The sequence below is a fragment of the Cyclonatronum proteinivorum genome, assembly GCF_003353065.1.
In the GTDB taxonomy this organism is placed as follows: domain Bacteria; phylum Bacteroidota; class Rhodothermia; order Balneolales; family Cyclonatronaceae; genus Cyclonatronum; species Cyclonatronum proteinivorum.
Genome location: NZ_CP027806.1, coordinates 1718197 through 1743037, shown reverse-complemented (window position 1 = coordinate 1743037; position 24841 = coordinate 1718197). Strand labels below are relative to the sequence as shown.

17 protein-coding genes are annotated in these 24841 nt (G+C 52.6%); 5 read left to right on the top strand and 12 right to left on the bottom strand.

Features of this window, described 5'->3' with window-relative positions:
- Window positions 1-111: 111 nt before the first annotated feature.
- Complete coding sequence (locus CYPRO_RS06845) at window positions 112-1413, bottom strand: bifunctional folylpolyglutamate synthase/dihydrofolate synthase (RefSeq protein ID WP_114983907.1); 1302 nt, start codon at window positions 1411-1413, stop codon at window positions 112-114.
- A 109-nt stretch (window positions 1414-1522) separates the two neighbouring features.
- Between CYPRO_RS06845 and CYPRO_RS06840 the strand changes: the two genes are divergently transcribed.
- The gene (locus CYPRO_RS06840) at window positions 1523-2560 is read left to right on the top strand and encodes a quinone-dependent dihydroorotate dehydrogenase (RefSeq protein ID WP_114983906.1); all 1038 of its coding nucleotides are present in this window, start codon (window positions 1523-1525) and stop codon (window positions 2558-2560) included.
- 303 nt (window positions 2561-2863) lie between these two features.
- Here the strand turns inward: CYPRO_RS06840 and porW are convergent, their stop codons facing one another.
- A complete protein-coding gene (porW, locus tag CYPRO_RS06835) occupies window positions 2864-5830 on the bottom strand; it encodes a type IX secretion system periplasmic lipoprotein PorW/SprE (protein WP_114983905.1) in 2967 nt (988 codons plus the stop codon).
- A 167-nt stretch (window positions 5831-5997) separates the two neighbouring features.
- Window positions 5998-7434, bottom strand: coding sequence for a pyruvate kinase (gene pyk, locus CYPRO_RS06830; RefSeq protein ID WP_114983904.1), 1437 nt, complete (start codon window positions 7432-7434; stop codon window positions 5998-6000).
- A 445-nt stretch (window positions 7435-7879) separates the two neighbouring features.
- Here pyk and CYPRO_RS06825 point away from each other — a divergent pair, with 445 nt between their 5' ends.
- Complete coding sequence (locus CYPRO_RS06825) at window positions 7880-9292, top strand: GWxTD domain-containing protein (RefSeq protein WP_164682608.1); 1413 nt, start codon at window positions 7880-7882, stop codon at window positions 9290-9292.
- A 349-nt stretch (window positions 9293-9641) separates the two neighbouring features.
- Here CYPRO_RS06825 and CYPRO_RS06820 read toward each other — a convergent pair whose 3' ends face one another.
- On the bottom strand, window positions 9642-10070 hold the full coding sequence (locus CYPRO_RS06820; protein WP_114983902.1) for an FKBP-type peptidyl-prolyl cis-trans isomerase: 429 nt from the start codon (window positions 10068-10070) through the stop codon (window positions 9642-9644).
- A gap of 329 nt (window positions 10071-10399) precedes the next feature.
- Here CYPRO_RS06820 and CYPRO_RS06815 point away from each other — a divergent pair, with 329 nt between their 5' ends.
- On the top strand, window positions 10400-11386 hold the full coding sequence (locus CYPRO_RS06815; RefSeq protein WP_114983901.1) for an amidoligase family protein: 987 nt from the start codon (window positions 10400-10402) through the stop codon (window positions 11384-11386).
- A complete protein-coding gene (locus tag CYPRO_RS06810; protein ID WP_114983900.1) occupies window positions 11386-12186 on the top strand; it encodes a gamma-glutamyl-gamma-aminobutyrate hydrolase family protein in 801 nt (266 codons plus the stop codon). Before CYPRO_RS06815 ends, CYPRO_RS06810 begins: the two co-directional genes overlap by 1 nt.
- On the opposite strand, the gene CYPRO_RS06805 is transcribed toward CYPRO_RS06810, so the two are convergent.
- From CYPRO_RS06805 to CYPRO_RS06770, 8 genes are all read right to left on the bottom strand, one after another.
- Window positions 12183-12962: a nucleotidyl transferase AbiEii/AbiGii toxin family protein gene (locus CYPRO_RS06805; RefSeq protein ID WP_114983899.1), complete on the bottom strand. Its 780-nt coding sequence runs from the start codon at window positions 12960-12962 to the stop codon at window positions 12183-12185. The two genes, CYPRO_RS06810 and CYPRO_RS06805, sit on opposite strands and share 4 nt — an antisense overlap.
- Window positions 12949-13572 carry a type IV toxin-antitoxin system AbiEi family antitoxin domain-containing protein gene (locus CYPRO_RS06800; protein ID WP_114983898.1) on the bottom strand — a complete coding sequence of 208 codons (624 nt, stop codon included), beginning with the start codon at window positions 13570-13572 and terminating at the stop codon, window positions 12949-12951. The genes CYPRO_RS06805 and CYPRO_RS06800 overlap by 14 nt, the downstream gene beginning before the upstream one ends.
- A 54-nt stretch (window positions 13573-13626) precedes the next feature.
- Window positions 13627-14328 (bottom strand): potassium channel family protein, encoded by a 702-nt coding sequence (locus CYPRO_RS06795; protein ID WP_114983897.1) that lies wholly within the window; start codon window positions 14326-14328, stop codon window positions 13627-13629.
- Between the two features lie 37 nt (window positions 14329-14365).
- Complete coding sequence (locus CYPRO_RS06790; RefSeq protein WP_114983896.1) at window positions 14366-16228, bottom strand: TrkH family potassium uptake protein; 1863 nt, start codon at window positions 16226-16228, stop codon at window positions 14366-14368.
- Window positions 16229-16658: 430 nt separating this feature from the next.
- Window positions 16659-17888: an ATP-binding protein gene (locus tag CYPRO_RS06785; protein WP_114983895.1), complete on the bottom strand. Its 1230-nt coding sequence runs from the start codon at window positions 17886-17888 to the stop codon at window positions 16659-16661.
- 203 nt (window positions 17889-18091) lie between these two features.
- The gene (locus tag CYPRO_RS06780; RefSeq protein ID WP_114983894.1) at window positions 18092-19384 is read right to left on the bottom strand and encodes an argininosuccinate lyase; all 1293 of its coding nucleotides are present in this window, start codon (window positions 19382-19384) and stop codon (window positions 18092-18094) included.
- A 260-nt stretch (window positions 19385-19644) separates the two neighbouring features.
- The gene (locus CYPRO_RS06775; RefSeq protein ID WP_114983893.1) at window positions 19645-20919 is read right to left on the bottom strand and encodes an argininosuccinate synthase; all 1275 of its coding nucleotides are present in this window, start codon (window positions 20917-20919) and stop codon (window positions 19645-19647) included.
- 37 nt (window positions 20920-20956) lie between these two features.
- Window positions 20957-21964: an ornithine carbamoyltransferase gene (locus CYPRO_RS06770; RefSeq protein WP_114983892.1), complete on the bottom strand. Its 1008-nt coding sequence runs from the start codon at window positions 21962-21964 to the stop codon at window positions 20957-20959.
- A gap of 652 nt (window positions 21965-22616) precedes the next feature.
- Here CYPRO_RS06770 and CYPRO_RS06765 point away from each other — a divergent pair.
- Window positions 22617-24764: a PAS domain S-box protein gene (locus CYPRO_RS06765; RefSeq protein ID WP_124245555.1), complete on the top strand. Its 2148-nt coding sequence runs from the start codon at window positions 22617-22619 to the stop codon at window positions 24762-24764.
- The last annotated feature ends 77 nt before the right edge of the window (window positions 24765-24841 follow it).

The window sequence follows — 24841 nt, the reverse complement described above, 5'->3', positions numbered from 1 at the left end:
CAGCGCTGATAAGCCGCAAGCGTTTTGGAATAATTTGTATGAATTGTTTTATGATGCACACAACAACGGGGCGGCAACATCCGAAGCGCAAGAACGGGGACTGCAAACGATTCAGACATCTTGTGCGCGCTCGCCTGAATCAACCATTTTTTTGGCAAGCCCGTAAAAATAAAGCGAACCGGAGAACAACAACATGATATTTCCGGCTAAAGCCTCATCTTTCAGATCGGACCATACTACAGATTGAAAGCTTTTTGTATCGGGAAGATACTGCTGAATCTCAGAAAGAGAAGCTGTTCTGCCATAATTTCCCTCAAAATAGAACAATTCGTCGAATTCTGAAATAAGCCTGCACAATTCAGGGGTTAATTTATCACGCATAAGGCTAAACACCAACACCATTTTTCTCTCCCCTGCAATCTTCCGGGATAGCTGCAGCGCCTGTGAAAAAGCTTCGGTATTGTGTGCACCATCGTAATAGACATCCGCGCCGGGCAGCATTTGCTCAAAACGCCCGGCAAAGGCACCTGAAGCGGAAATTTGTGCCATGGCCTTCGTTAACAGCTCCGGACGTACAGGATAGGCCGCGTGCAGGAGACTCAGCACCTGAACCGCGGTAGCGATGTTGTAGCGCTGCACAGGCTGCCTGAAGCCTGTATAAAGGGTCAGCATGCCGTTATGGTTTTCTATGCCGCTGCGAAGGGTCACGTTGCCATTCTCCCACTCAGGCTCCGGATCTGCCGCGTTATGCAGTGCGACACCCTTGCTGCGGGCTGTGGCACGAATTACCCCGAAGGCTTCCGGCGGGAGTTTCCCGGTAACAACCGGCACACCTTCTTTGATGATTCCGGCCTTTTCCGCAGCGATTTTCGCCAGCGTTTCACCCAGTATTTCGGTGTGATCAAGTCCGATACTTGTAATGACGGAGACCAGCGGGGTAATCACGTTGGTTGCGTCGAGCCGGCCGCCCAGGCCGGTTTCAATCACGCAGATATCCGTGCGCTGCCTGCTGAAATGCCAGAAGGCGATGGCGGTCGTAAGCTCAAAAAATGTAGGGGCGCATTCAAGCACGGCCTGCCCGTGCTCCCGGAAAAACTCTAACAGCTCGGTATCTGACATTTCCGTGCCGTTTACCACAAAACGCTGGGTGACGCGCTCCAAATGCGGGGATGTGTACAGCCCGGTGCGGTAGCCTGCATGGGATAAAACGCCGTGCAGCAACTGACAGACCGAGCCCTTCCCATTGGTTCCGGCTACGTGAATGCAGCGAAGATCACGCTGCGGGTTCCCGATTGCTTCACAAAGGGCGGTGATCCCTTCAAGGCCGAAGCGCGCCGCCTGCCTGCCGCTGCTTGCGAACATCGGCATGGTGTTGATGTACGCATGTACCTGCGCTGCTGTGCTGAAATTCATCGGTTATGCTGACTGAAAGTCACTATGGTCATGGCTTGTTTTAGGCTTATTTTACAGTTGGCACAGGGCGACGGCCGCCCTGCAATTTCCTTAACCATCCTTCAACGATATGATCTACCGCAGGCTGATCCGCCCGCTTCTTTTTCAGATGGAAGCGGAAGAAGCTCATAATTTTGTTTTCTCACGCCTGAAGCGCTGGCAGCACTCAGAAGCGTTCCTTGAATTCCTGAAGGGGCAGCTTTGCGTTACCGATTCAAAACTCGAAGTTCAAACCGCCGGCCTTCGCTTCCCCAATCCGGTCGGGCTTGCAGCCGGTTTTGACAAAAATGGCGCGCTGATTCCGGCGCTTTCAGCTACGGGCTTCGGTTTTCTGGAAATCGGCAGCGTTACCGCGGAGCCCAGTGCCGGAAACCGCAAGCCGCGCATGTTCCGGCTACCGTCAGACCGCGCGCTGATTAACCGCATGGGGCTCAACAACGACGGTGCACGGGCCGTTGCGCAGGGCCTTCCTGCAAAAGCCGCGCGAAAGGTACCGCTGGGAATCAACATTGCCAAAACGCCAAACCTGCACCGCTCAACAGAAGGCGGCATTTACGACTATGTGCGCTCCTACAAACTGCTCGCACCGCACGCGGATTATACGACCATCAATATTTCATGTCCAAATACCGGCGACGGAAAATCTTTTGAGTCGCCCGAGCTTTTTCTGCGGCTCATGCAGGCGCTCGCGGAAGTTCGGCTGCGCGACGTGCCGTTCTTCATCAAGTTTTCTGCAGATACCAGCGACAGCGTACTGCGGGAGCTGCTTATGATTGCAGAAGAAGCGCAGGCAGACGGCTATGTCGCCGTCAACACTTCGGTAAGCCGTGACGGGCTTGCCACGCCGAATGGAGAATTAGAAGCCATCGGCAACGGCGGTCTCAGCGGAACGCCGCTTGCCAAAACTGCGGCAGATCGCATAGCCTACATCCGGGAGCGGACGGCGCCGGGTAAAACCCTGATCAGCGTTGGCGGGATTGACTCCCCGAAAGAAGCCCGCAAACGGCTGCAGGCTGGGGCTGATCTCATTCAGATTTATACCGGACTTGTGTACGAAGGTCCGCAGCTGCCCGGTACCATTTGCCGGGAATTGCTGCGCAGCTGGTGAAGGACGCCAAAACCATCCCCCTAAACCCACCTGCACAGACTTAACCCGCATTATTCACAATTAAACAGGATTAATTTGCTAAATAATAGTTTAAATTGGGCTTAACGAAAAACACTTGTAGCCCAAATTTGGGTGTGGTGTAAAGGCTGCGAAATTTCCTCGCTGGCTGCGTTGAAGCCGAAAACTCATGCTCAGGGTACTTAGGTACCCTTCCGCTGAGTTTTCAGCTTCGCCTTGCCAGCAAGAAAATTTCTTGGTGAATAATGCGGGTTAAAAAAACAAGCCGGAAAACCGGATGGGGTATCAGTCGTCGGTTTCAGCGGCTGTGACGGGGATATCGACGATGTAGATGACCGGGACCCGCTCCCCGTCAAGCACAGCCGGTTCGGCAGCAAGCACTTCCTGCAGCTGATTTTGCAGCATTTGTGAGAAGCCGAACTCATCATTGTCGCCAAGCGGTGTGACCCGCTCTGTGAAACCTTCTCCGGTGATGTGTATGCGGAAGCTGAAAGTTGCTTCCACAATATTCATGGAAGCCATCATGTGCCGCACGCCGGATTGTTCGATGGCGTGTTCGAGCGTAATGCCAAAATCGGGCGTCAGGCCGAGTTCTTCTGCGTCATATACGGTAGTGGCATTGACCGGCAGCTGATCCGGTCGCAGGGTTTCGCCTTGGCCTTCACCTGCACTACGGTCAGGGAAATCCTGATTCCTGCCACTCGGCGCCATGCCCGGTATCTGAAACTCCGTGGGCAGCTCTTCCGCAAGGGCCCCGTCTGCGTCTCCGGCTTCTGTTTCAGTGTCCGGCATTTCATCTGTTTCGGGCTCCGCGTCTGGATCAGGTTCGGGCTCGGGTTTGTCGGGCAGCCGGATGGCGTCGTGCAGGCTCCTTACCCGGTTGATCAGCCTGAAATTACTATGCGCTTCCGAAATCCGTTCGAGCGACGCGCGGGCGTCATCCCACACTTCCCCGCGATAGGGAAAGAGTTCGTAAAAATCGGGCTCAGCAAGCGTGGAATCTGCAATACTTTCCCAGAATTCGCGCAGGCCTTCTTCTTCAAACACATGACTCGTATCGGCCAGCATTACGCGCGCGGAGTCTTGCAGGGTGCTGAGTTCTGCCTGTTCAATTTCAAAGGTTCTGCGGGTCTGCTCATAGGTCCGGCGGCGTTCGAGAAAGTCGTCGTTGCTGTTTTCGTGTGAAGCAAAAAGTCGGACGGCGTTGAAAAGGGCTTCAGGGGCGTGAGACGTCAGCGTATCTGCCATTCCGAAAGCCATGAGCTGCTGACCCGCTTCAAGGGGGGGCAGGTCTTCAATTTCCCCGAGTAGCTGCCGGTAGGCAAAGCCCACGCGCTCTTCATCGGTTTGCGGCACCTGCTCTGAATCGAGCGCCAGGTCAAAGCGGCTTGAAAGCCTGCGCGCGTAGGGCGTATCGGGATGACGGTCGGCAATCTTGAGCGCCCATTCCCTTGCTTCTTCCGGATCCCCACTCTGATAGAGGATTTCTGAGATGGAAAACATCGCCTGCGGCACGACTTCCGCAGTCGGGAAATCCGCTACGATCCGGCTGAAGTACGATCGTGCACTGTCGGGCTGATTGAAGGAAAAGAAAAACAGGTTGCCGATTTCGTATTTGGTGTTGGCCAGCCGCACGCGCATTTCATCCCGGGCGGCGCGGGTGCGGGGAATTTCGCTGAGATCGAGCTCATATTCATCAAACACCATTTCTTCCACGAAAAAAATCTCTTCGGCGAGCGCTTCATCTTCTTCCGCTTCGATAATAGTGCGCCGGACGGCGTCCATGCGGCGCCAGTTGTCCACCAACGGCCGGCCATCCCATAGGGCCTGAAACTGCATGCTTGCCTGACTCATAAGCTGCCGGTTCAGGTGAAACAGAAAGCCGTTTTCGCCCGACTCAGTGGCGTCTTCAAGGTCGGAAGGTTCCACGTTCACGATCCGGGTTGATTCGCGCCGGCGCTCTCGTTCAGCGGCTCTCATCTGACGACGATAGTCTTCCTGAATAACCGTGATGACCGAATCGAAGCGCGCGGGAGGCAGGTTACCCAGCCACAGCAAGCTGTCCATTTTTGCCCGCTCAGTGCTCAGGCGCGCGAAGTTGCTGAAATCCCGCGAAACCGTACGGGCGTCGAAGCCCCGCGGCAGAAGTTCCAGGTCGGAAGTGTTGCGCGCAGCCGTATCATAGTGTGCGGCAGCCCGCTGATAATCGCGAAAATCGAAGCGGTAAAGTTCTGCGAGGCCGTAGTGTGTACGGGCAAGCACTTCCCGGGCGGGTGCGCGGAAGCTGAAGTAGAGCACTTCCCGGTACATTTCGCGGGCTTCGTAGGCGCGCCCCATGCTGTGCAGGGTTTTCGCCTGCTGAAAATTGATTTCAGCCAGAAACTCAAAATTGTTGTTGTCGCGGGCCATGGAGGCAAAGTGTCTGCGCGACTCATCATAGCGCCCCATATTGCGGAGCATGACGCCTTTTTTGAGCTCCGCATAATAGATCATCTGATAGTACGGGTTTGAACGCCGAACCCGGTCAAAGGCATCGTAGGCTGCCTGATACTCGCCCAGGTGCTCGAGGATTTGCCCGTTCAGAAAAAAACCGCGGGCACGCAGCTCATTGTCGCGCACATCCGGCAGGGCTTCGAACAGCAAGCGGCCTGACTCTTCCCACTGATTGGTCTGCACCAGAAACTGCGCCATCAGCAAATCGGCTTCGGCAAGATTGCGGCGGTCCCAGTCGATTTCGGGATTGTCGTACATGGCTACCAGGAAATTGATCCCGTCGTTGTAGCGCTCCATTTCCAGCATGGCCCGCGCCCGCCAGATCACGGACTGTTGCCGCAGCTCGGAAGATGAAGTTACCGAGTACAGCTCCGTAAACTTCTGCTCGGCATTGAAATAATTCTGCAGGAAGAAGAAAGACTTACCGATCAGAAAAACGGTGTCATCCACATAGCGGGAGCCGGGGAAGCGCAGCAAGAGGTCGGAGCCCCGCTGAATGGTGTCTTCGAATTCGGAGACGCCGGCGCGAACGGGTGCGCGGTGAATGGCAATCGGGCGCTCCGGATTAATGCGTTCGACCTGATTTTCAAACTGCCGGTAGCCCCGCTCGAAGCTCTGCTTGGTGTTGTAGAAGGTATTGAAGTATGAATTAAAATTGGTCCATGCGCTGCCAAGTGATCCGGAACATCCTGCAAGCATAAGCGCACTTGCAAAAATGAGGAGGATAAATGCAGCGGGTTTTGTTGAGATGTGATTCATTACTTCAGTGTGTAGCCGGGAAAAGTACGGTTGGTATGATACAATAAAAGGTCCTGGGGACGGGTACGCAACGTGAGGGCTGCCCCGGTGTTGTACCGAATGCCGCCCGCGGAGGTTCCTTCCCTGAGACCTTCATCATAAAACAAAAAGTGTTGCGGAAATCAAAATCAGAGGGTGCTGATTTTGACCATGTTGGTGCGTACCCGATCAGCAAGCGGCATACCTGTCGCGATGATAATCCGGTCGCCTTTGCTGAACAGCTTGGATTTGCGCAGGTAGTCTTCCATGTGCTCTACGCTTTCGTCGGTGTTTGAAATTTTCTTCAGCTTTATGCTGTGTACACCCCAAACGAGGTTGAGCTGCCGCCGGACAAGCTGACTGTCCGTGAAGGCAAACACTGGCACTTCAGGCCGGTACTTGGCAATCCGTTTTGCGGTTGTGCCGGAGTGCGTAATCACAGCGATGGCCTTGGCATTTACATATTGCGCAAGCTGTGTTGTGGAGTAGGCGATGGATTCCACGACCTGCTTCTGCTTCCACTCGGGACGTGTAAACGGCAGGGTGTGATACAGTTCTTCGGATTCAGCTTCCACGTTGCGGCAGATTTTCTCCATCACGCGCACAGCTTCGAAAGGGAATTTTCCGGCAGCCGTTTCACCGGAAAGCATGATGGCGTCGGTGCCGTCAAGGATGGCGTTGGCAACATCGGAGCTTTCCGCGCGTGTCGGGCGCGGGTTGGTGATCATGGAGTCGAGCATTTGGGTAGCGGTAATAACCGGCTTTCCGGCCTTACGGCAGCTGTCGATGATCTGCTTCTGCACCATGGGCACTTTTTCACTCGGAATTTCGATACCAAGATCTCCGCGCGCAACCATGATTCCGTCCACTTCTTCAATAATCTCATCAATCACATCAAGGGCTTCGGGCTTTTCAATTTTGGCGATGACGCCTGCATTGGACCCGCCTGAGCGAATTTTGGAAACGAGCTCCTGCACATCTTCTGCTTTACGCACAAAGGAAAGGGCGACGAGATCAACACCGGCTTTGATTCCGAACTCGAGATCGGCGTAATCTTTTTCGGTAATGGAGGAAATGGTGAGCTTGAGCCCCGGCAGGTTCACCCCTTTACGGGATTTGAGCATGCCGCCGTTAATCACCCGTGCGGTGATGTTGCCATCGGCGGTTTTGACAATTTTAAATTCAAAAAGGCCGTCATCAAGGAGAATGGTATCGCCTTCACGGGCGTCCTGCGCGAGGTAGGGGTAGTCAATGGGAATTACGGTTGAGGTGCCTTCGGTCTCGCCGTCATCCGGGGTGAGGGTCACATAGCTGCCGGTTTCGACATGCTGCACGCCGTCTTTCATTTTGCCGACGCGTATTTTGGGACCCTGAAGGTCCATCAGGATGGGCACACTATACTGATACTTGCGGGCCGCAGCGCGAATCATATCAATAACACGCTGATGATCTTCATGGGTGCCATGTGAGAAATTCAGCCGGGCAACGTTCATCCCGCTTTGGATGAGTCCTTCAATCCCTTCCTGCGTATTTGTGCTGGGACCTACGGTACAAACGATTTTTGTTCTGCGATTCGAGTTTCTCATACACTTTTTTAAGATTCTGGATAAACATAGGATAAGGACAGCGGGAAACAGCCTGTTGGTTTGGGATGTCCCGTTTGGCGCTGCGCCTGTTAAAAAATAAGATTATCAAAAAGCACTGCCCGCTCAGGACAGCCCTTTTTGTCACAACCGATAAATATACAAAAAGTTAACCCGCTTTATTCAGCAAGAAATTTGACAGGGTGCCCGGCCATACAAGCTGCGGGATGGGTAAAATGTATTTTATTGGGAGACATGCCGTTCTGCGGATGTTGCGCTTCGCAGGCAAGGCGTCTGAAATTCACGGGGAATGATTGGCCGCAGCATTCGTTATCTTTCGGGCGACAGGCTAATTTATTTGTTTTTCGGTAATATGACCCATTACGCCGAAATGCCGTTTATCGCCCCTTTTCAAGACCCAATATTCTCATCCGTTTTCTCCAGGCCTATGTCACGCGCGCTTGTTTTTTTTCTGTTGATTTTCTTACTCGGCACATCCGGCTGTGGCTCAGGCTCGGAGACCGTCCGGGACCGGGGCACTTCCCATGTATATCAGACGGGCTACCCGGAAGTGTTGGCGCGTGTAACGAGTTTTTTTGATGTTGAGGATAATCCTGTTGTCGTGCTCAACCTTGAGCTGCCGCATAACAACCTGGTTTTCCGCACCATAGACGGACAGCGCAAGGCGGCGGTTGAGCTCAGTGTGCAGTACCGCAAGCTGGGTGTTACGGCGGAGGGAGACGTGACCGGCACCCTGCGCGAAAATATCGACATCATCCCGAGCGAGGGGCCGGAGCGTTTTCGCACCCTGATTGAGCGGGTGAGGCCCGTAAATCCGGGCACCTATCAGCTGGAGGTGCGTGTGCGCGACCGCTCGAGCAATAAAGCGAGTCAGGTGGTTTTACAGGTTGAAGTGCCCGACCCGGAGCGCCCCGAGCCGACGCTCTCTGACATCCGGGTTGCCCTGCTCGGCGAGGGGGAAACCCGCAACATCACGTCATATTTAATACCGGCGAGTCATGACAGTTTGCGGTTTGAGCTTTTTGTGGCGCGCAGCGATGACAGCCTGCCGGTTGAGCTGCGCATGCGGCTGATCGAATTCCGCTCCGATACGGCCCCTGCCCGCGCGATGGGACACCTGCCGGTGAGCTCGGGCAGCATTCAGTTTCGCGGCATTGATTTCAGCGACCAAACCGAACTTGCATCACAGCGCCGCACCCTTGATACTGAAACCGGCCCCATTCTGATTGAGTACAGCTTTCCGCGACCGGAGGCGGGAAACTACCGGCTTGAAATCACCCTGGAAACGACCGGACCCGACGGCCAAACGGAAGAAACCGTTCGGTTTCGCGATTTTGCTATGGTGAGTCCCGGATTTCCGGATGTGCGCACGGTCCGGGAGATGGCTGAGCCGCTGGTGTATCTGATGCGGGAACGGGATTTCCGCAACATGATGCGCATGAGCGACCCCGACTCCATCCGGCGGGAAATTGACCGTTTTTGGCTGCGCGATATGAATCCGCGGCAGGCCCGGGAACAAATTGAGCGGTTCTACACCCGTGTTGAGGAGGCCAACCGGCTTTTCTCGACCTTTAAGGAAGGCTGGAAAACCGATATGGGCTTGGTGTACATTCTGCTGGGTCCGCCGGTGTATGTAGAGTCGAGCATTGACGCCATGATCTGGCACTATAGCCATAACCGCATGGATCCGCGCACCGTCATCATTTTTGAGCGGGCCCGCGTGACGAGCAATTCGTGGCCGTTCCAGCACTACATCCTGTCGCGCAACCGCTTCTATCAGTCGATCGAGCTGGAAGCCATCGGGAACTGGACAAGTGGCCGGATGCCGATGCTCAACTGAGATCAGGCGGCGTATTCGGACCAACCGGGTTTTTGATTCACGATTTTAAAGCTGCTGCGTGCTCCCCAAAAAGCAACGCCCCCATCTTAGGTTTGGGGTGCCTAAACTACCCGCCAAGCTCCTGATGCTCACTGAGTTTTCCCCAAAAAATAAAAAGTAACGGCCATTTGTGAAGCTCATGTTAGGTTGATGGCGGTCGTTTTGGGATGCGTCGTCTCTGCGATGCGGTACTTTGTCTAAAAGCAAAAAGCCCCGGACACATGGTGCACGGGGCTTTTTTAGTTTCAGTGCTTTGGTAATGGATGACGATGGTCACCGGTCTGCACTATAGCTTTTTTCGTGTTGGGTCTCAGACCACTTCTACGAGCTCAATTTCGAAGGTGAGATCGCGACCCGCGAGGGGATGGTTGGCATCGATGGTGATGTGTGTTTCGTTTACATCGGAAATGACAACGGGCATGGCCTGACCATTTTGCTGCTGTACCTGAAGCTGCATACCCACTTTAGGGTCGATATCAGCCGGGAGCTTGTCGCGCTCTACGCTGATGATCATATCTTCGCGAACTTCACCGTATGCTTCACCTGAAGGAATGTCAACTTTGGTACTTTCGCCCACACTTAATCCCAAAACGGCATTTTCGAAGCCCGGAATGAGTGAGCCGGAACCGATTTCGAACTGAAGGGGTTCGCGCTCACGGGAGGAATCAAAAACGGATCCGTCCTGAAGGGTGCCGGTGTAATGAACTTTAACGGTGTCGCCTTGTTTGATTTCTGACAAAATACTTTCCTTTTGATTTGTTTCGGTTTACGCAATGAAAGCCGCCGGAACTAAAATAGTAAGGATGGCGGACTCCCATTTTGATTCTGATGATTAAGGCTAAATAATTCAATTATTTGCCCGATTATTTGTTTGCAAGATAAAATTTATTGGAGCCAATATCAGGCCAAAATCGAATTCCTTACTTAATTTTTCGATTTTCAGCCGCGGTTTAAGACTGCAAATGTGTACCTTTTATTCAAATCTGTTTTATGAGTCGCTTCTGGTGTTGTGCTTGCCGCCGAAACTTTGCAGACAGTGATTAGTATCTGTTTTATTTTAATTTAGAGATGAAAGAATCCCCCTACAAAACAAATTATGAAGGTGCGCCGCGGCGCATGGGTGTCGAACTTGAGTTTTCCGGACTGAACCTTCAGGAAATTTCCGAAACCATCACCGGACTTTATGGCGGTGAGATTGAGTATCTCGGCAAATATGTCAGCAAAGTGCATACGGACACCTTTGAGGAGGCCGGGCCTTTTGAGGTAGAGCTGGACGCTTCCCTGCTTAAAGACGGCAAAATGCGCGGCTACCTGGATAAGATTTCAATGGGTCAGGAGAAGCTGGCCGAAAAGGTTGAGGAGCTGATTGCTGACTCGGCCATGGAGTTTGTGCCAATGGAAATCGTGAGTCCGCCGATTCTGACTACTGAGCTGCCGGAACTGGAGCGGCTGCGTGATGCGCTTCAAAAACAAGCAGTTGAGGGCACGCGCTCGTCGGTGTTCAATGCGTTCGGACTGCACCTGAATCCGGAGCTGCCGTCTTTTGAGCCTGACGAAATCCGGGATTTCCTGCGGGCGTTCATTCTGATGTACGACTGGCTCGAAGAACGGCACGATGTGGATACGACCCGGCATATCACGCCCTACATTGATCCCTTCCCCAAAAAATACGCGCGGGTAATCATGCAGCCCGATTATGCGCCTGACCTGAGCACGCTGATTGACGACTACCTCACGCACAACCCCACGCGCAACCGTCCGCTCGATATGCTGCCGCTGTTCACACACCTCGACGAAAAACGCGTAACAGATGTGGTGGATGACGGCCTGACTTCAAGCCGCCCGACTTTTCATTACCGGCTGCCGAACTGCGACATCTCCAATCCGGACTGGCGCTTCAAGGATGAGTGGAACAAATGGGTGGTTGTGGAGCGGGTTGCTTCGAACAAGGAGAAGCTGGCGCGCCTCACGGAAAGCTATTTTGAGTATCTCGAGAAACCCGGCAAGCGGTTTTTGGACGTGATTTCGAAACAGCTCACCAATTTATTTAGCTGATGGGGCGTCGCAAAAGATCACGACCACTCATTGGCGTAACCGGGCCGGATAAGGGCGGACTCGTTGCCTGGGTTTTCACAGCTATCGCGGTGTGGCGGGCGGGCGGCTGGCCGAAGCGCATCCATCCGGGTATGCGGGGCGGTTTGCCGGAGATTGAGGGCCTGGTGATTGGCGGCGGGGCGGATGTGAGTCCGGAGCTGTACGGGGCAGAGGAGCTTCAAAACCTAAAGGACCTCTCCGAGGAGAAAACCAAACGCTGGACGCGCTTCCTGTTTTTCTTTGTGAGCTTCGGGATTACGCTGGTGCGCAAGCTCTTCAGTTTGGGGCATACCGCGGGCCCGGACCCTGCCCGTGACGCGCTCGAAAACAAGCTGCTCACCGAAGCGCTCGTGTCAGACCGCCCCGTGCTTGGCATCTGTCGCGGGGCGCAGTTCATTAACGTGCACCTTGGCGGCACCCTGTATCAGGACATCAGCGATTTTTACAACGAGACCCCGAAAGCCGATACCATCTACCCGCGTAAAACGGTGGAAATCACGAAGGGAAGCAGGCTGCACCGGATTATCGGGAGCACGCAGGCGCGGGTCAACAGTCTGCACAATCAGGCCGTGGACAAACCGGGGGAAGGCGTTGAGCTCACCGCCCGCGAACCCAACGGCGTAGTTCAGGGCATTGAGGTGCCCGACCGGCGCTTTGTGATCGGCATACAGTGGCACCCGGAGTATCTGCCGCAGATTGCCTCGCAGCAAAGGTTGTTTGGGAAGCTGGTGGAGGAGGCAGGTGATGTTTCGGAATCCTAAAAGGCATACTGCCGGGCAATGGTTTCAAAGTTCTTAACGCGATTGACTTCGGCAGGCTGAAAAAGAAAAGGGGCAACATCTGATGCCATTTCAGTCATGCTTATTTCCGAACACCGTGAAAGCAGAGCTTCTTTCAAGCTTTCAGGGTTGGTTATGGAAAGCTTGGCATCAAGGTAGGCATAATCGGGTTTTACATTCATACCCATCATAAAAACAAGGTCATAAAAATCTCTGCCTTTGTTTCGCTTCCTGTTGATGATAGCGTAGCACTTCTGCGCCATTAACACGGGCAAAGGCGTTGTAAGTACGGTTGCAAACACATCAAAGCGATTTAGAATGTACGCTTCGGGTTCAAAAGAATAATGCTGCGGCTCGGTATCAAGTTGTATCAGGATTTTCTCATTTCGATGACCGGAGAGACCTTCTTCATACAACAAGCCTGGAAACCTGATATAGCAATGCCAGGCTCCTTTCATGACCATTTTTAATTCGGTCTCATAGCCGCTATTGGTGAGATTGTCTTCAATTTCCGTCGCAAGGCTTTCAAATTGCTCATGCGTCATGTTCAGATTATCAAAGTCCAAATCCTCAGAAAACCTGCGGTTTTGATGCACAATCCGAAGGCAGGTCCCTCCGATAAAACAGAGCGATTTGGGATACATGCTGTTATAGATTACTTCCAGCACTTTATGCTGTAAATACTCCCTGAGGATAAACCGCGGAAACCGGTGCAGATTTTCCGGATAATTCTTTTTGATTTGGTCAAGTGTGAGCATTCAGGTAAGCCCTCAATAGGTCAAGCCGCCTTGAGAGCGCGGCTGAGTTGATGTAGGTTTCAAAAACGCGGAGCCGGTTGAAATTTATGGTTGCGTTGATTTCAGTTGCATGCCAGCGCAGCGCGGTGAAATCGTCGGTATGCTTAATTTGGGGATGCAGGTACAGATAATCAATCAGCGTTTTTTCGGGTTCGGCAAACCTGATTACCGTGTTTCTGAAAGGATGGAGATTGTAGCCCAAAAACAGGGACGGCTTGATATGCCGGTATCTGAAGTTCCCGAGCGGCGTATCGAACTGATTGGTTTTGAGCGTCGAGCACGACGTTACCTGAAAGACGCCCTCCGGGATAAAGCCGTAATAGGATAGTGCGGACTCAAGGGAAATGTAAGAGTACGGGTAAATCCGGTTAGCGGCATACCAGCTTAGCTGCTCATCAACCGGCTCATCCGCAAAGGTGTACCAGCCGTTGCGGATTTTCGTGATATACCCCTTCGCCTGCCATTCTACAAGCCGCCGCGTATCAAAGTTCGGCACCCGCTTCCGGATTTCCACGAGCGGAAAAACCGGAAAGACCTTCAATGCGGCATAAAACTGCTGATAGCTGTTCATCTTGTTTTGTTTCTGTTTTTTGTGGAAAATAACAAAAAAGAGAAACAGAAATCATCAGATTACATCCAGCATTTTGTCACAGTCTTTTTTGTTGCCGAGCAGGATAATTTTGTCCCCTGCCTGCAATCGCGTGCTGCCGTCAGGGATGCCGATAGAGTAATATTTTTTGCTTTCCTCGGTGGTCTCATTCTCCCCGGAATCATCCGTGCGCTTGATCGTCAGGATGTTGATACCATACCGCTTTCGGAGGGCAAGTTCGTCGAGGGTCTTGTTCAGCATGGATATTGGCGTATCCACCTCAAACACCGATAAGCCGTCCCCGATATCCAGCAAATCTTCAATCCCCTGCCGGTGAAGGGTGATGCCCATCCGTTCAGCAACCTGCCGCTCAGGATGTATGATTTCAAACACTCCGATTTTTTTGAGAATCTGCTCCTGCGTCACTGAATTTGCGCGGGCATACACTTTAACACCCGCCTGAATAAGCTGCATCGCAATCAGTACCACCGGCTCAAAATGCTCCCCAATGGCAATCACGGCAATATCAGCATCCATAATACCATGCGACTTAAGCTGTGCCGGATCGGTAGCATCGAAGCATACCGCATTGGTCGTTATGTTTTGTACCTCTTCAAGGTGGTCCATATTGTTATCCACCGCAATTACGCGACTACTTTCTTTGGCAAGACTTTTAACCAGCGCTGTGCCAAAAACGCCAAGGCCTATGACAGCGATTTCTTTGTTTTTTTTGCTCATGCTCGTACAGATAAATTAATGGGGTTTAAAACAGCACTTAAGCGACCATTACAGCCTCTTCCGGATACTTATAATTGCGGCGGCCCGCTCTGGCAGCAAAGGCAACCGCTACCGTGAGCATACCAACACGACCTGCAAACATGGAAAAAATGATGATGGTTTTTCCCGCATCCGACAAACTATCGGTGATGCCCCGGGAAAGCCCTACGGTCATGAAAGCCGAAACCTGCTCGAACAGGATGTCCAAAAAGGGAAAATCCTCCACAATGGTAAGCAAAACCAGACCGATCGTCATAAAACCAAAGGCAAGGAAAACGGCCGTAATGGCACGCAACACTACCGCATTCGGAACGGTACGGTTCGCAATTTCCACGCGGTCGGCACCGGTTACATTGGCGAGCATAGATTTGTACAACACATAAACCGTAGTCGTTTTCAGGCCGCCTGCCGTGGAAGAAGGCGAAGCACCAATCGCCATCAGAATGATGACAATAAGCGTTGCCCCCGCACTTAAAGCACCCGTATCCAGTGTGTTAAAGCCCGCCGTTCGAGAAGTCACGCTCTGAAAAACAGAAAGCAGCAACTTGTCGCCAAAGCTATACTCCTGCAGTACACCATTCCACTCCAGCAAAAGCACCAGCAAAGCTCCCGCCACGATCAGGAAAGCGGTCATGCGAAAAACAATCTGACTATGAATCGAAAACTGTTTGCGCTCACTCTTGCCGCGCATTCTGCTGATCGACTCCCAGACCGTTGTGAATCCCAACCCGCCGATAATAATCAGCACCATCGTAGTCAGGTTGATGGGCAGGCTTGTGGCATTGACCGAATCTGCCAGACTTTCGGAAAACACCGAAAAGCCCGCGTTACAAAAAGCCGACACCGTATGAAAAAGCGCGAACCAGAAACGCTCCCCCCGGTCGGGGAACAGCTCTGTCCAGCTCAGATAGTAGGAAACCAATCCCACAAACTCCACGCTGAAGGTTAGCAGCACGATGCGTTTCATGGTTTTGGCAACCGTGTTTACTTCCTCCCCTGAAATGGTTTCCTTCAGGATTTTCCGTTCCGCCAGGCCAATACTGCCGGTAATGGACATGGTGAGGAAAGTCGTGAAAGTCACCACGCCTATACCGCCGAGCTGAATCAGCACCAGGATGATACCCTGACCAAAGCGCGTCAGGTGCGTTGCCGTATCCACCACGATCAGGCCGGTAACGCATACGGCGCTCGTGGACATAAACAGGGCGTCAACAAAGCCAAGACCTTCCCCGTCAACAGTTGCAGCCGGAAGCATCAGAAACAGCGTGCCCGCTACAATGACCGACAAAAAGCTAAAGAGCACCAGCCGTGCGGCATTCACATTCCGCGCCAGAACCTTCGGAACAGCCTGAACCACCCGCACCACGACCAGCAGCACCAGATATATTTTAATAACAAGCAACAGCACCTGATCCGCGGCCCCTACGCCAAGCCGGGTAAGCAGGCCCGTGAAAGCTTCTTCCCCAAAAAACATCAAACAGGTGCCAAAAAGGAGCGCGAGCGTAGCTACCGCGCCCTCAGGCCATCGGGACCGCACATAATCGTTTCTGTCCGGGCTCAGGAAAAGCCTCACATAGAAAAAAACACCAAAGCTGATAAGCAGCACCCGGTCAATATAACCGGAAAGGACCGTATCGTACTGTTCGCCCGGAATCAAAAAAGGGATGAGCAGCGAAACAAATACAGCAACCCCCAGAAACACCGAAAAGTAATGCAGCCATCGGTCGGCCTTTCGGTTAAACTCATACAAATCATCTTTGTAGTACCTGAATTTGTCCGAAAACTTCCCGTATACCCAACGGGCTGAAAGGGTGAGTTTAAGCAGCCTGCGTCTCCACCCGTAGGGTAATATCCGCCTCATGCAATAGGATTAAGTCTGATTGAAAAAAAACTGCGACTCAATGTACCGAAATCGCAGGCCACTTTCCTCAACTGATTTCAATTCGCCGATATCCTCAGGCCCAAACGCCGGGGTATCTCCGGTCATTGGTTTTTTGGGGAAACCCCGTGCACATCACTGGCAGCAGTGCCAAACCGAACAACCCCAAACCTACGGCCTGCTCCTTGCTTTTGGGGGTTGGGGTGCCTTACCGCATAAGCTGATTACACTCATTTGATAGCTTCTTCACATACACAATTCAAAAAAGGAGCCTGCTCCGAAAAGTCAATTTCAGCAAAAAAAGTGGCCTCTATTGCAAATAAAGAGGGGTTAAAACCCTCAAAATGGACTTTTCGGAGCAAGCTCAAAAAGACAATCACAAGCTCAGTGAATGAATTAAAAATACCCGATCTCACACAAGCCCAAGCAGCCACTGAAACACGTTCAGGTGCTTGATGCCATTGCGGCTTTGCGGGAAGCTGTCGGTCGTGAGCAGGTATTTGGGGTAATGATCTTTGATCTTTTCAAGGGCACCAAACTCCCGGTTCAGGGTGCTTTCCTGTGAGATTTCCCAGGCAACCTGATAGTACTTGAGATCACCGGTTTTGGTTTTGCAGACAAAATCCACCTCGCTGTTACGGCCTGCGCCTGTCCATATTTTGTACCCGCGACGGAGCAGCTCGAGATAAACGACGTTTTCGAGGATGTGCCCCCGATCCCGGAAGCGGTCTTTTCCGATCAGATACCCGGCAAGACCCGGATCAACGAGGTAATATTTTTCCTGCGTTACAAGTTGTTTCCGGCCTTTGAGGTCAAAGCGACTGACTTTATAAAAAACAAAGCTTGCAACGAGATATGCCAGATAGTTTTCAACCGTATCACGATGCACGTTTTGCCCGTCCTGTTTGAGCATGTTTGAAATCTTGTTGGGCGAGACCGCACTTCCGGTATTTGATGCTACAAATCTGATGATATTCTCAAAAGCCCGCTTGTCCTTAATCTGATGGCGCTGGGTGATGTCTTTCTCAACAATCGTCAAATAAATGGCTTCGAGATATTCATAGATTTTGTCATAGCCCTCTTCCCGAAGCTCAACCCCTTTGGGCAGGGACGTTTCATTGACGTACTCAAAAAACAACAGTTCAAAGTTGAGGTATGCATTTGTTGTGTCAATTTCCCGGGCAATCAGATACTCCTGAAAAGAGTAGGGTAAAATTGAAATTTCGATATAGCGTCCGCTTAACAGGGTTGCGAGTTCACTGCTCAGCAAAAAGGCATTGGATCCCGTGACGTACACATCCACATTTTCAGAGGCAAAAAGGCCGTCAACCAGTCTTTCAAATTCCGTGATATTTTGCACCTCATCCAAAAAGACGTAGTTCGGCCTGTCCTTATGAAGCTTGCTTTTGATCCCGAAATAAAGGTCATCCCACTTTTTCCCCACGAAATTTTCGGGCAATTCGAAATTATAAAACTGTATCTGCGACGCGGCTACCCCTTCCTGCTTCAGCTGCTCACGAAACAACTGCAGCAATGTCGATTTACCCGAGCGGCGCAATCCCGTAACAACCTTGATGAGGTCCTTGTCTTTATATGCTTGCAGCTTTTCTGCGTATATGGTGCGGGGAATGTATTTTTTCATCGGCTTTCCATCTCCAATTAGCGAAACATGTACTTTTTGCAAGTTTTGCTAATATACCGCTTCGAACTTTCTCTTTTCGGCTTTTGTAACAGTTTGCGGCTGCGCCTTCACTATTATATAGCAGCAATGCCACTGAAGCTTAGGATGAACTTTTCCCGAACAAAGATTCATCAAGATCCGGCATACCCGAATGGCACTTTTAACTAACCCAATCTTTCGCGCAGCGCCTCCACATCCAGGTTGCCGGTACCTCCCCTGTGTGATTTGGCCTGAAGCGCAGCCTGCAGGTCCGGGACTTCAAGGGAGTCAAGCTTCGATTTGATTTCAAAGTACGCTTCCCGAAAACTCATGCCGCGGCGCACGAGCTCGTTGGCGTGATCGGCGGCGAACAGTTCGGGTCCGCAGGCGGCGGCCATGTTGTCGGCCTTGAAATGCAGGCCTTCGGCGATGAGATGCGCGACTTCCAGCAGCTGCGAGGTGAGCCGCAGTGCCTGCATCGCGTATTTCTTGGTGAGCTGCATATCCCGGTGATAACCGCTGCCCAGGTTCCGGCTCACGGCCCGGAGACTCGCGCCAAGTCCGGTCAGCTCCCCCGCGCTCGCCCGCAGCAGCTCGGCACTGTCCGGATTTTTCTTCTGCGGCATGATGGAGGAGCCGGTGCAGAGGGCATCATCGAGGGCGAAAAAGCCGAAGCTGTTGCTCGCGTAGGTCACGCAGTCGGTCGCGAACTGCCCGAGCGTGCCGGCAAGCGATTCCAGCGCATTGACCAGGGCGATTTCCATCTTTGCCCGCGAATTCTGCGCGGCAATCGGGTTGATGAGCAGCTGCCCGAAACCGGCTTCCTGTGCCACAAAATCCCGCTGCAGCGGCAGGTTCACCCCGTAACCCGCTGCGGTACCAAGCGGGGAGTGATCCAGAAGCCTTTCAACGGTTTCGAGCTGAATCAGGTCGAAGTACAGCAACTCCGCAAAAGCTGCGGCCCACATCCCCGCCGAGGAGAGCATGGCCGGCTGCGTATGCGTGTAGCCCGGCATCGGGAGGTTTTCCCCGCGCGCCGCCAGCACCAGAAACTGCCCGCCCAGCTTTTGCGCATTGTTCCGGATTTCCGCCAGTGCGTGCAGCTCAAACAGCCGCATCGCCGCCAGCACCTGATCATTGCGCGAGCGCCCGGTGTGAATTTTCTTACCGGTCTCGCCCAGCATCTCGCTCAGCTTAGCCTCAATCGCGGTGTGACAATCCTCCTGATCCGGCAAAACCGTAAACTTACCCGCCTGACAAAGGCTCAGGATTTCGGTCAAACCTTCAAGCAGCGCATCGCCTTCCTCCGCAGAAAGCAGCCCCGCCTTCACCAAACCCTTCGCGTGCGCCATCGAAGCCCGTACATCCCACGGCAGCAGTTCGCGGTCGAGCAGATAATCTTCCCCGGCCGTAAATGCATGAATTTTATCCCGAACCGAATCCGGTGTTTGAGATGAAGAGGGTTTCCAAAGCGACATTTGGTTGACGATAATTGTAAATGGAATTTTTGGGATGTTGAATATACAAACCCGGTTGCAAGGTAATCCGGTAAATCCGGGAAAACGCGCATAACACACGTAAAACGGGTAACGCGCGTAACACGTAGAGAAAGGGCATGCCCTTTCTCCACGGAACCCGGAAATCAAATCGGAATCCGGATGCGAAATCGAAAACGGAACCCGGATTATAAATCCGGAAACCAAAGGCCAAATCGCGTCCGCCACACCGGACTCATGATTTACGGTGCCGACACCCCCGCAAGCTTCCCGCGCTTGACCTGATGCGCGGTTTTCTGCGGGAGATTCCACAATTCGATAAATCCGGCGGAGGCATTTTGGTTGAAATCGGCGGATTTGTTGAAGGTCGCCAGGTGCTCGTCAAACAGCGAATAGGGCGAATCGAGGGCAACAACCTCGCAGTTGCCTTTGTAGAGGCGCAGGGTGACCTTCCCGCTGACCTTCTCGTTTTGTTTGTCCTGAAAGGCGCGGATGTTGTCCATCACCGGCTCAAAATATTTGGCGCCGTAGCAGAGGTAGGCCCATTTGGTGTCGAGGAAGGTTTTGAGCTCGTTTTCTTCACGGGTTGAGACGAGCTGCTCCAGGTTTTTGTGCGCCTGGATGAGCAGGTGCGCTGCCGGATTTTCGTACACGCCCCGCACCTTCAGCCCGACAATCCGGTCTTCAATCAGGTGAAAGTACCCGACTGCATTTTTGCCGCCTATCGCATTCAGGGCCTGAATGATTTCCGCAGGAGGCAGCGTCTGATAGTTTAACGCGACCGGCTTGCCTTCCTCAAATTCGAGCACGACCAGCTCTTCCTCATCCGGGGCATTCTTGGGGGTGTTGCACCATTTCAGGATGTTCTCCAGCGGCGGAATCAGCCGCGGATCTTCAATCTCGCCGCCCTCGCCCGTGTTGGCCCACATGTTCTCGTCGTAGGAATACGGTGCTTTTTGGGTTTGCTCCACGGGGATGCCGTGCTTCAGGGCGTATTCGATTTCCTCATCGCGGCCCATCGCCCACTCGCGGACCGGTGCGATGATTTTGACCTGCGGATTCAGGGTCGTGATGTAGCCCTCAAACCGCACCTGATCGTTGCCCTTGCCGGTGCAGCCGTGTGCGATCACCTCACAACCGTACTCCGCGGCAATTTTGACTGCGATTTGGGAGATCATCACCCTCCCCAGCGGACAGCCGAGCGCGTAGCCGCCCTGATAGTCGGCATTGGCTTTCACCGCTTCCATGCACAGCTCCGCGAATTCCGCACGGGCGTCGTAAACAATGCAGTCCTTCGCGCCAAGCTTGAGCGCCTTCTCTCGGATGGCCTCCATGTTATCGGCACGCTGCCCCAGGTTCACGGTCAGGGCTACGACTTCGCAGCCGTACTCATCCTGAATCCATTTGAGCATGACCGAGGTGTCGAGCCCGCCGGAGTACAGCAGCAGGCATCTGTCGAAGGTTCCTTTTTGAGCCTCATGCGAGGCAACTTTCTGATAGGCAGTGGATTGATTCATGATACAGAAGAATTGAGTTGAGGGAAGGTTGGAAAAATCAGAGGGTTGGCAGGGCTGCTGCTGCCTGAACCGGGGCTTCGGTGCGGTACTCCGCGTTGCAGAGCACGGCGAAGACGCCCTTCGCGGTGACCATCCGGTTTTTGGCTTGCTGATACACCAGGGAATTGGAGTGATCCATGACCGCGTCGGTGACTTCAAGGCCGCGGTGTGCGGGCAGGCAGTGCATGAAGCGCGCATGGGATGGCGCCTTGCTGAACAGCGCCTCGTTAACCTGATAGCCCGCGAAATGCCGCAGCTTTTCGGCATACTGATGTTCCTGTCCCATCGAGACAAAGGAATCGGTGTACACCACATCCGATTGCCGCACAAGGGGCAGCGGATCTGAACCGTGGGTGAAGCTGCCGCCGTAGCGGGACCCGAGCGCGGCAAAATGTGCCAGCTGATCGCGGTTCCAGTAGCAGGGCATCGGACCGGCAAACTGCATCTTGTGCCCGAAGAGCAGCCCGATTTCGATCAGCGAAAACGCCACGTTATTTGCATCGCCCACGAAGGTGATGGTCAGCGGCTTGTCGCTGCGAAACGACTCATGAATGGTGTACAAATCGGCAATCGCCTGCATCGGGTGATGGTCGTTGCAAAGTCCGCTGATGACCGGAATATCGCTCCACTGCGCCAGCTTTTGCAGGGTTTCGTGCTTGTACACCCGCGCGAAAATCCCGTCGCACCACTGCGATACATTTTTGACGGTGTCCTGCAGCGCCTCGCGTTCTTCCGGCAGACCGGGAACTTCGGCATCCTGCGGGGCATGCAGGATTTTGCCGCCCAGAAATTCCTCCGGCGTGATGTGAATAACCGAGCCGCCCAGCTGATTCACGGCAACCTCGGTTGCCAGCTTGGTACGCAGGGAAGGCTTTTCGAAACAGAACAGAATCGAGGCCCCGTCCAGCGGCTTCAGCTTCCGCTGTTTGTCGAGGTAGGCGCTCAGGTCGAGCACGTGCTGATAAAAATCCGGCGTGTAGGCACTAATGGTGAGGAGGTTTTGCATGGCAGCGTAGGGTTGATTGATTAGGCTTGTTTTGTTTTGATTTGTTTTGTTTTGATTTGACTTGATTTGGGAGGATCAATACAGGAGCATGGATGGCTTGAGGCCAAAAAAAAGCCCCGGCTAAAGTGAATTAACCGGGGCGGGGAAAAGAGGGTACCAACGTACCGACGCATACCTCACCCTGTACGACAGCGGCGGCGCAATACAACAGAACTAGCAACGATCGCCAGAGGCGAAGCCGATACAGTGATAAGTTGTATGTGAGGTTGTGTGTGCATAAAAATGTGTGTTGTGATTTGACTTTCTGTAACCTAAATGCGCAATCCGCTAAAAGCAAGCTGAAATTTCAGAAAAACTAACCTTTGGGTATTACCCCTATAAGAAATACTTCACACCAATCAAAAAAGCGCTTTCAAAGATTAGAAACTGTGGATGATTTTATGTGTTCAGCTTCAGCCGTTTACAACAGGTTGTCTTAATCAAAGATTAACAATTGCTTTGATTAACGAAATCGTTTGTAAGGGTATTGACAATATCCTTATGATATTGAATAGCCGATTACTTAACTTTGTGGTCAATCCTTCCGGTATTGCAGTTAAACTGCCTGCCGTATATCATCAAAAATTTCAGAACAGCAACAGAAGCGGCTAAGGTGTCAAAAAAACCATCATCTCTCGCTGAATACGTACCGCACGTCTTGCGCAATTCAGGTACCTACAGCGTTCTGGCAACCGATATGCAGGGTAACATTATGTATGTCAACCCTTGCTACAACAACCGTTTTGCACGTGTGCGGGATATGCGCGGGGGGTTGAATTTTAGCGATACCATCCACCCGGAAGACAGTGCGATGACCCTTGAGGCTGCAGTAAGCTGCATGGCGCATCCGGATCAACCGGTAACCCTCATGCTTCGCAAACCGGGCCCGGACACGGACAGCTGGATACTTACCCGCTGGGAATTCAGCCTCATACAAGACGCGGAACAGAATCCGCTTGGCATCCTTGCCGTTGGGCATGATGCTACCAAAGAAGAAGAAAACCGCAAAGAAACAGAAGATACCAAGGTAAGGCTGGAAGCCATTCTGAACAGCACAAGCGACGGTCATATACTCGTTGGCCGGGATTTCAAACTACAATCTTTCAATAAAGCTGCTGCGCTGGCAGCCCAGCAGGTGTTTGGAAAGCCTCTGTATAACGGCTGTAACATTTATGACTTTGTGCTACCCGAAAATCTCCAGGAATTTAAACAGGACGCTGCAAAAGCTCTGGCTGGCAAAACCATAAAAAAAGACAAAAACATCAACGGCTTTTGGTTTCAGTTCCGGTACTATCCCGTTTATGGCGCCCGGAAAGAGGTCGTAGGCTTCACCCTGAATACCACCAATATTGATGAACGAAAAAAGGCAGAAGAATACCGCCGCGCCCTCCTTACCAATCTGCCCGATGACCTGTACGTTGTGCGCAGCGACGGCAGTATCACCGATATTCAGCTTCAGGGAAAAAAAGACACAGCCGGACTTACCACGCAGTTTCTGCATCATATTTTCACAAAAGAAACCGCTGCCATGCTGCTGCTTCAGATAAAGGCTGCGATTAATGAGAAAAAAAACGGGCAAGTCTCCTTCTCAGTCGAAGATGGTCAGCAAACCAACTATTTCGACGCCAGCATTTCCCCCTTACAAAGCGACACTGCACTAATGCTTGTGCGCGATGTCAGCTTACGGGTTCGGGCAACACAGGAGCGTCAGAAATTTGCCAAATACCAGGAACAGGTAAGCCGGAATGTACCCGGTGTTATTTATCAGTTCCGCATGCTCCCGGATCGCAGCATGCATTTCACTTTTGCCAGTGAGGGCCTCACAAAACTCTTTGATGTCATCCCTGAGCAAATCCAGTCCAACGCATCCGCAGCCTTTAGCAACATCCACGCAGACGATCAAAAACGGATCTTCACCTCGATTCTCGACTCTGCCAAAACCCTCACTAACTGGGAACAAACCTTCCGGATCAAAAATAAATCCGGGCAGATAGTATGGATCGAAGCCAAATCCACACCTTACCGGGATAACGACGGCAGCACTGTCTGGAACGGCTACCTGCACGATGTAAGCGAACGCGTTCAGAATGAGCAGCAGCTGCAGAACTCCCGCAACCTCCTTGAAGAAAGCGAACACAAACTGCAGCAGACCATTGAAGCTATTCCCGACCCCATGCTCATCTTTTGTGAAGATTTCCGCATTCAGTTTGTAAACAATAAATTCGAAAAGGTGTACGGCTACACCGAAGAAGAAGTGCTCAACCGCCGCATGGAATTCCTGATTCCGAAAGAGCTCCGGAAAAATCACAGGGCAAAGCAGCAAACGTACCTCCGGGCCGGCGGCAAAAACACCCGCATGGAATCTTTCCTGCCTACCCTGAACAAAGCAGGTCAGCTCATTGTGGTCAACGCAAGCCTGAACACTTTCACCGCGGGCGGCCAAAAATTCATCATTGTGATCATGCAGGATGTCACCGAGCTCAAAAAGCGGCAGGATATTATCCTCAAACAAAATGAGACCTTTCGCCAGATCGCGTGGCAGCAATCCCATGAGCTGCGCCGCCCTGTGGCCAACATCCTGGGCATTTGTAATTATTTTGACGATGTAAGTCCGAAATCACATGCGGAGCTAAACGACATTATCGGGTATTTAAGGAGCGAAATTAAGGAGCTTGATGCCATCATCCGCGAAACCGTGAAACAGGCCAACGAAAGCGAAACCCGGCTCAACCTCCCCCCGCCAGCACACCGCAGCGAATAACTCCAAAAACGCCGGCAAGTCCCCGCAGAACTAAACCCGCTTTCCGGGCCGAAGCCCAAAGCACCGGGTTGGGGGCA

Bases quoted from the DNA above. Each gene is read 5' to 3' on its own strand.
- CYPRO_RS06790 (WP_114983896.1), bottom strand. From the start codon at position 16,228: ATGAGGCGGATATTACCCTACGGGTGGAGACGCAGGCTGCTTAAACTC.
- CYPRO_RS06795 (WP_114983897.1), bottom strand. From the start codon at position 14,328: ATGAGCAAAAAAAACAAAGAAATCGCTGTCATAGGCCTTGGCGTTTTT.
- CYPRO_RS06825 (WP_164682608.1), top strand. From the start codon at position 7,880: ATGTCACGCGCGCTTGTTTTTTTTCTGTTGATTTTCTTACTCGGCACA.
- CYPRO_RS06840 (WP_114983906.1), top strand. From the start codon at position 1,523: ATGATCTACCGCAGGCTGATCCGCCCGCTTCTTTTTCAGATGGAAGCG.
- CYPRO_RS06785 (WP_114983895.1), bottom strand. From the start codon at position 17,888: ATGAAAAAATACATTCCCCGCACCATATACGCAGAAAAGCTGCAAGCA.
- CYPRO_RS06780 (WP_114983894.1), bottom strand. From the start codon at position 19,384: ATGTCGCTTTGGAAACCCTCTTCATCTCAAACACCGGATTCGGTTCGG.
- CYPRO_RS06770 (WP_114983892.1), bottom strand. From the start codon at position 21,964: ATGCAAAACCTCCTCACCATTAGTGCCTACACGCCGGATTTTTATCAG.
- CYPRO_RS06800 (WP_114983898.1), bottom strand. From the start codon at position 13,572: ATGAACAGCTATCAGCAGTTTTATGCCGCATTGAAGGTCTTTCCGGTT.
- CYPRO_RS06805 (WP_114983899.1), bottom strand. From the start codon at position 12,962: ATGCTCACACTTGACCAAATCAAAAAGAATTATCCGGAAAATCTGCAC.
- CYPRO_RS06845 (WP_114983907.1), bottom strand. From the start codon at position 1,413: ATGAATTTCAGCACAGCAGCGCAGGTACATGCGTACATCAACACCATG.
- pyk (WP_114983904.1), bottom strand. From the start codon at position 7,434: ATGAGAAACTCGAATCGCAGAACAAAAATCGTTTGTACCGTAGGTCCC.
- CYPRO_RS06775 (WP_114983893.1), bottom strand. From the start codon at position 20,919: ATGAATCAATCCACTGCCTATCAGAAAGTTGCCTCGCATGAGGCTCAA.
- CYPRO_RS06815 (WP_114983901.1), top strand. From the start codon at position 10,400: ATGAAAGAATCCCCCTACAAAACAAATTATGAAGGTGCGCCGCGGCGC.
- CYPRO_RS06810 (WP_114983900.1), top strand. From the start codon at position 11,386: ATGGGGCGTCGCAAAAGATCACGACCACTCATTGGCGTAACCGGGCCG.
- porW (WP_114983905.1), bottom strand. From the start codon at position 5,830: ATGAATCACATCTCAACAAAACCCGCTGCATTTATCCTCCTCATTTTT.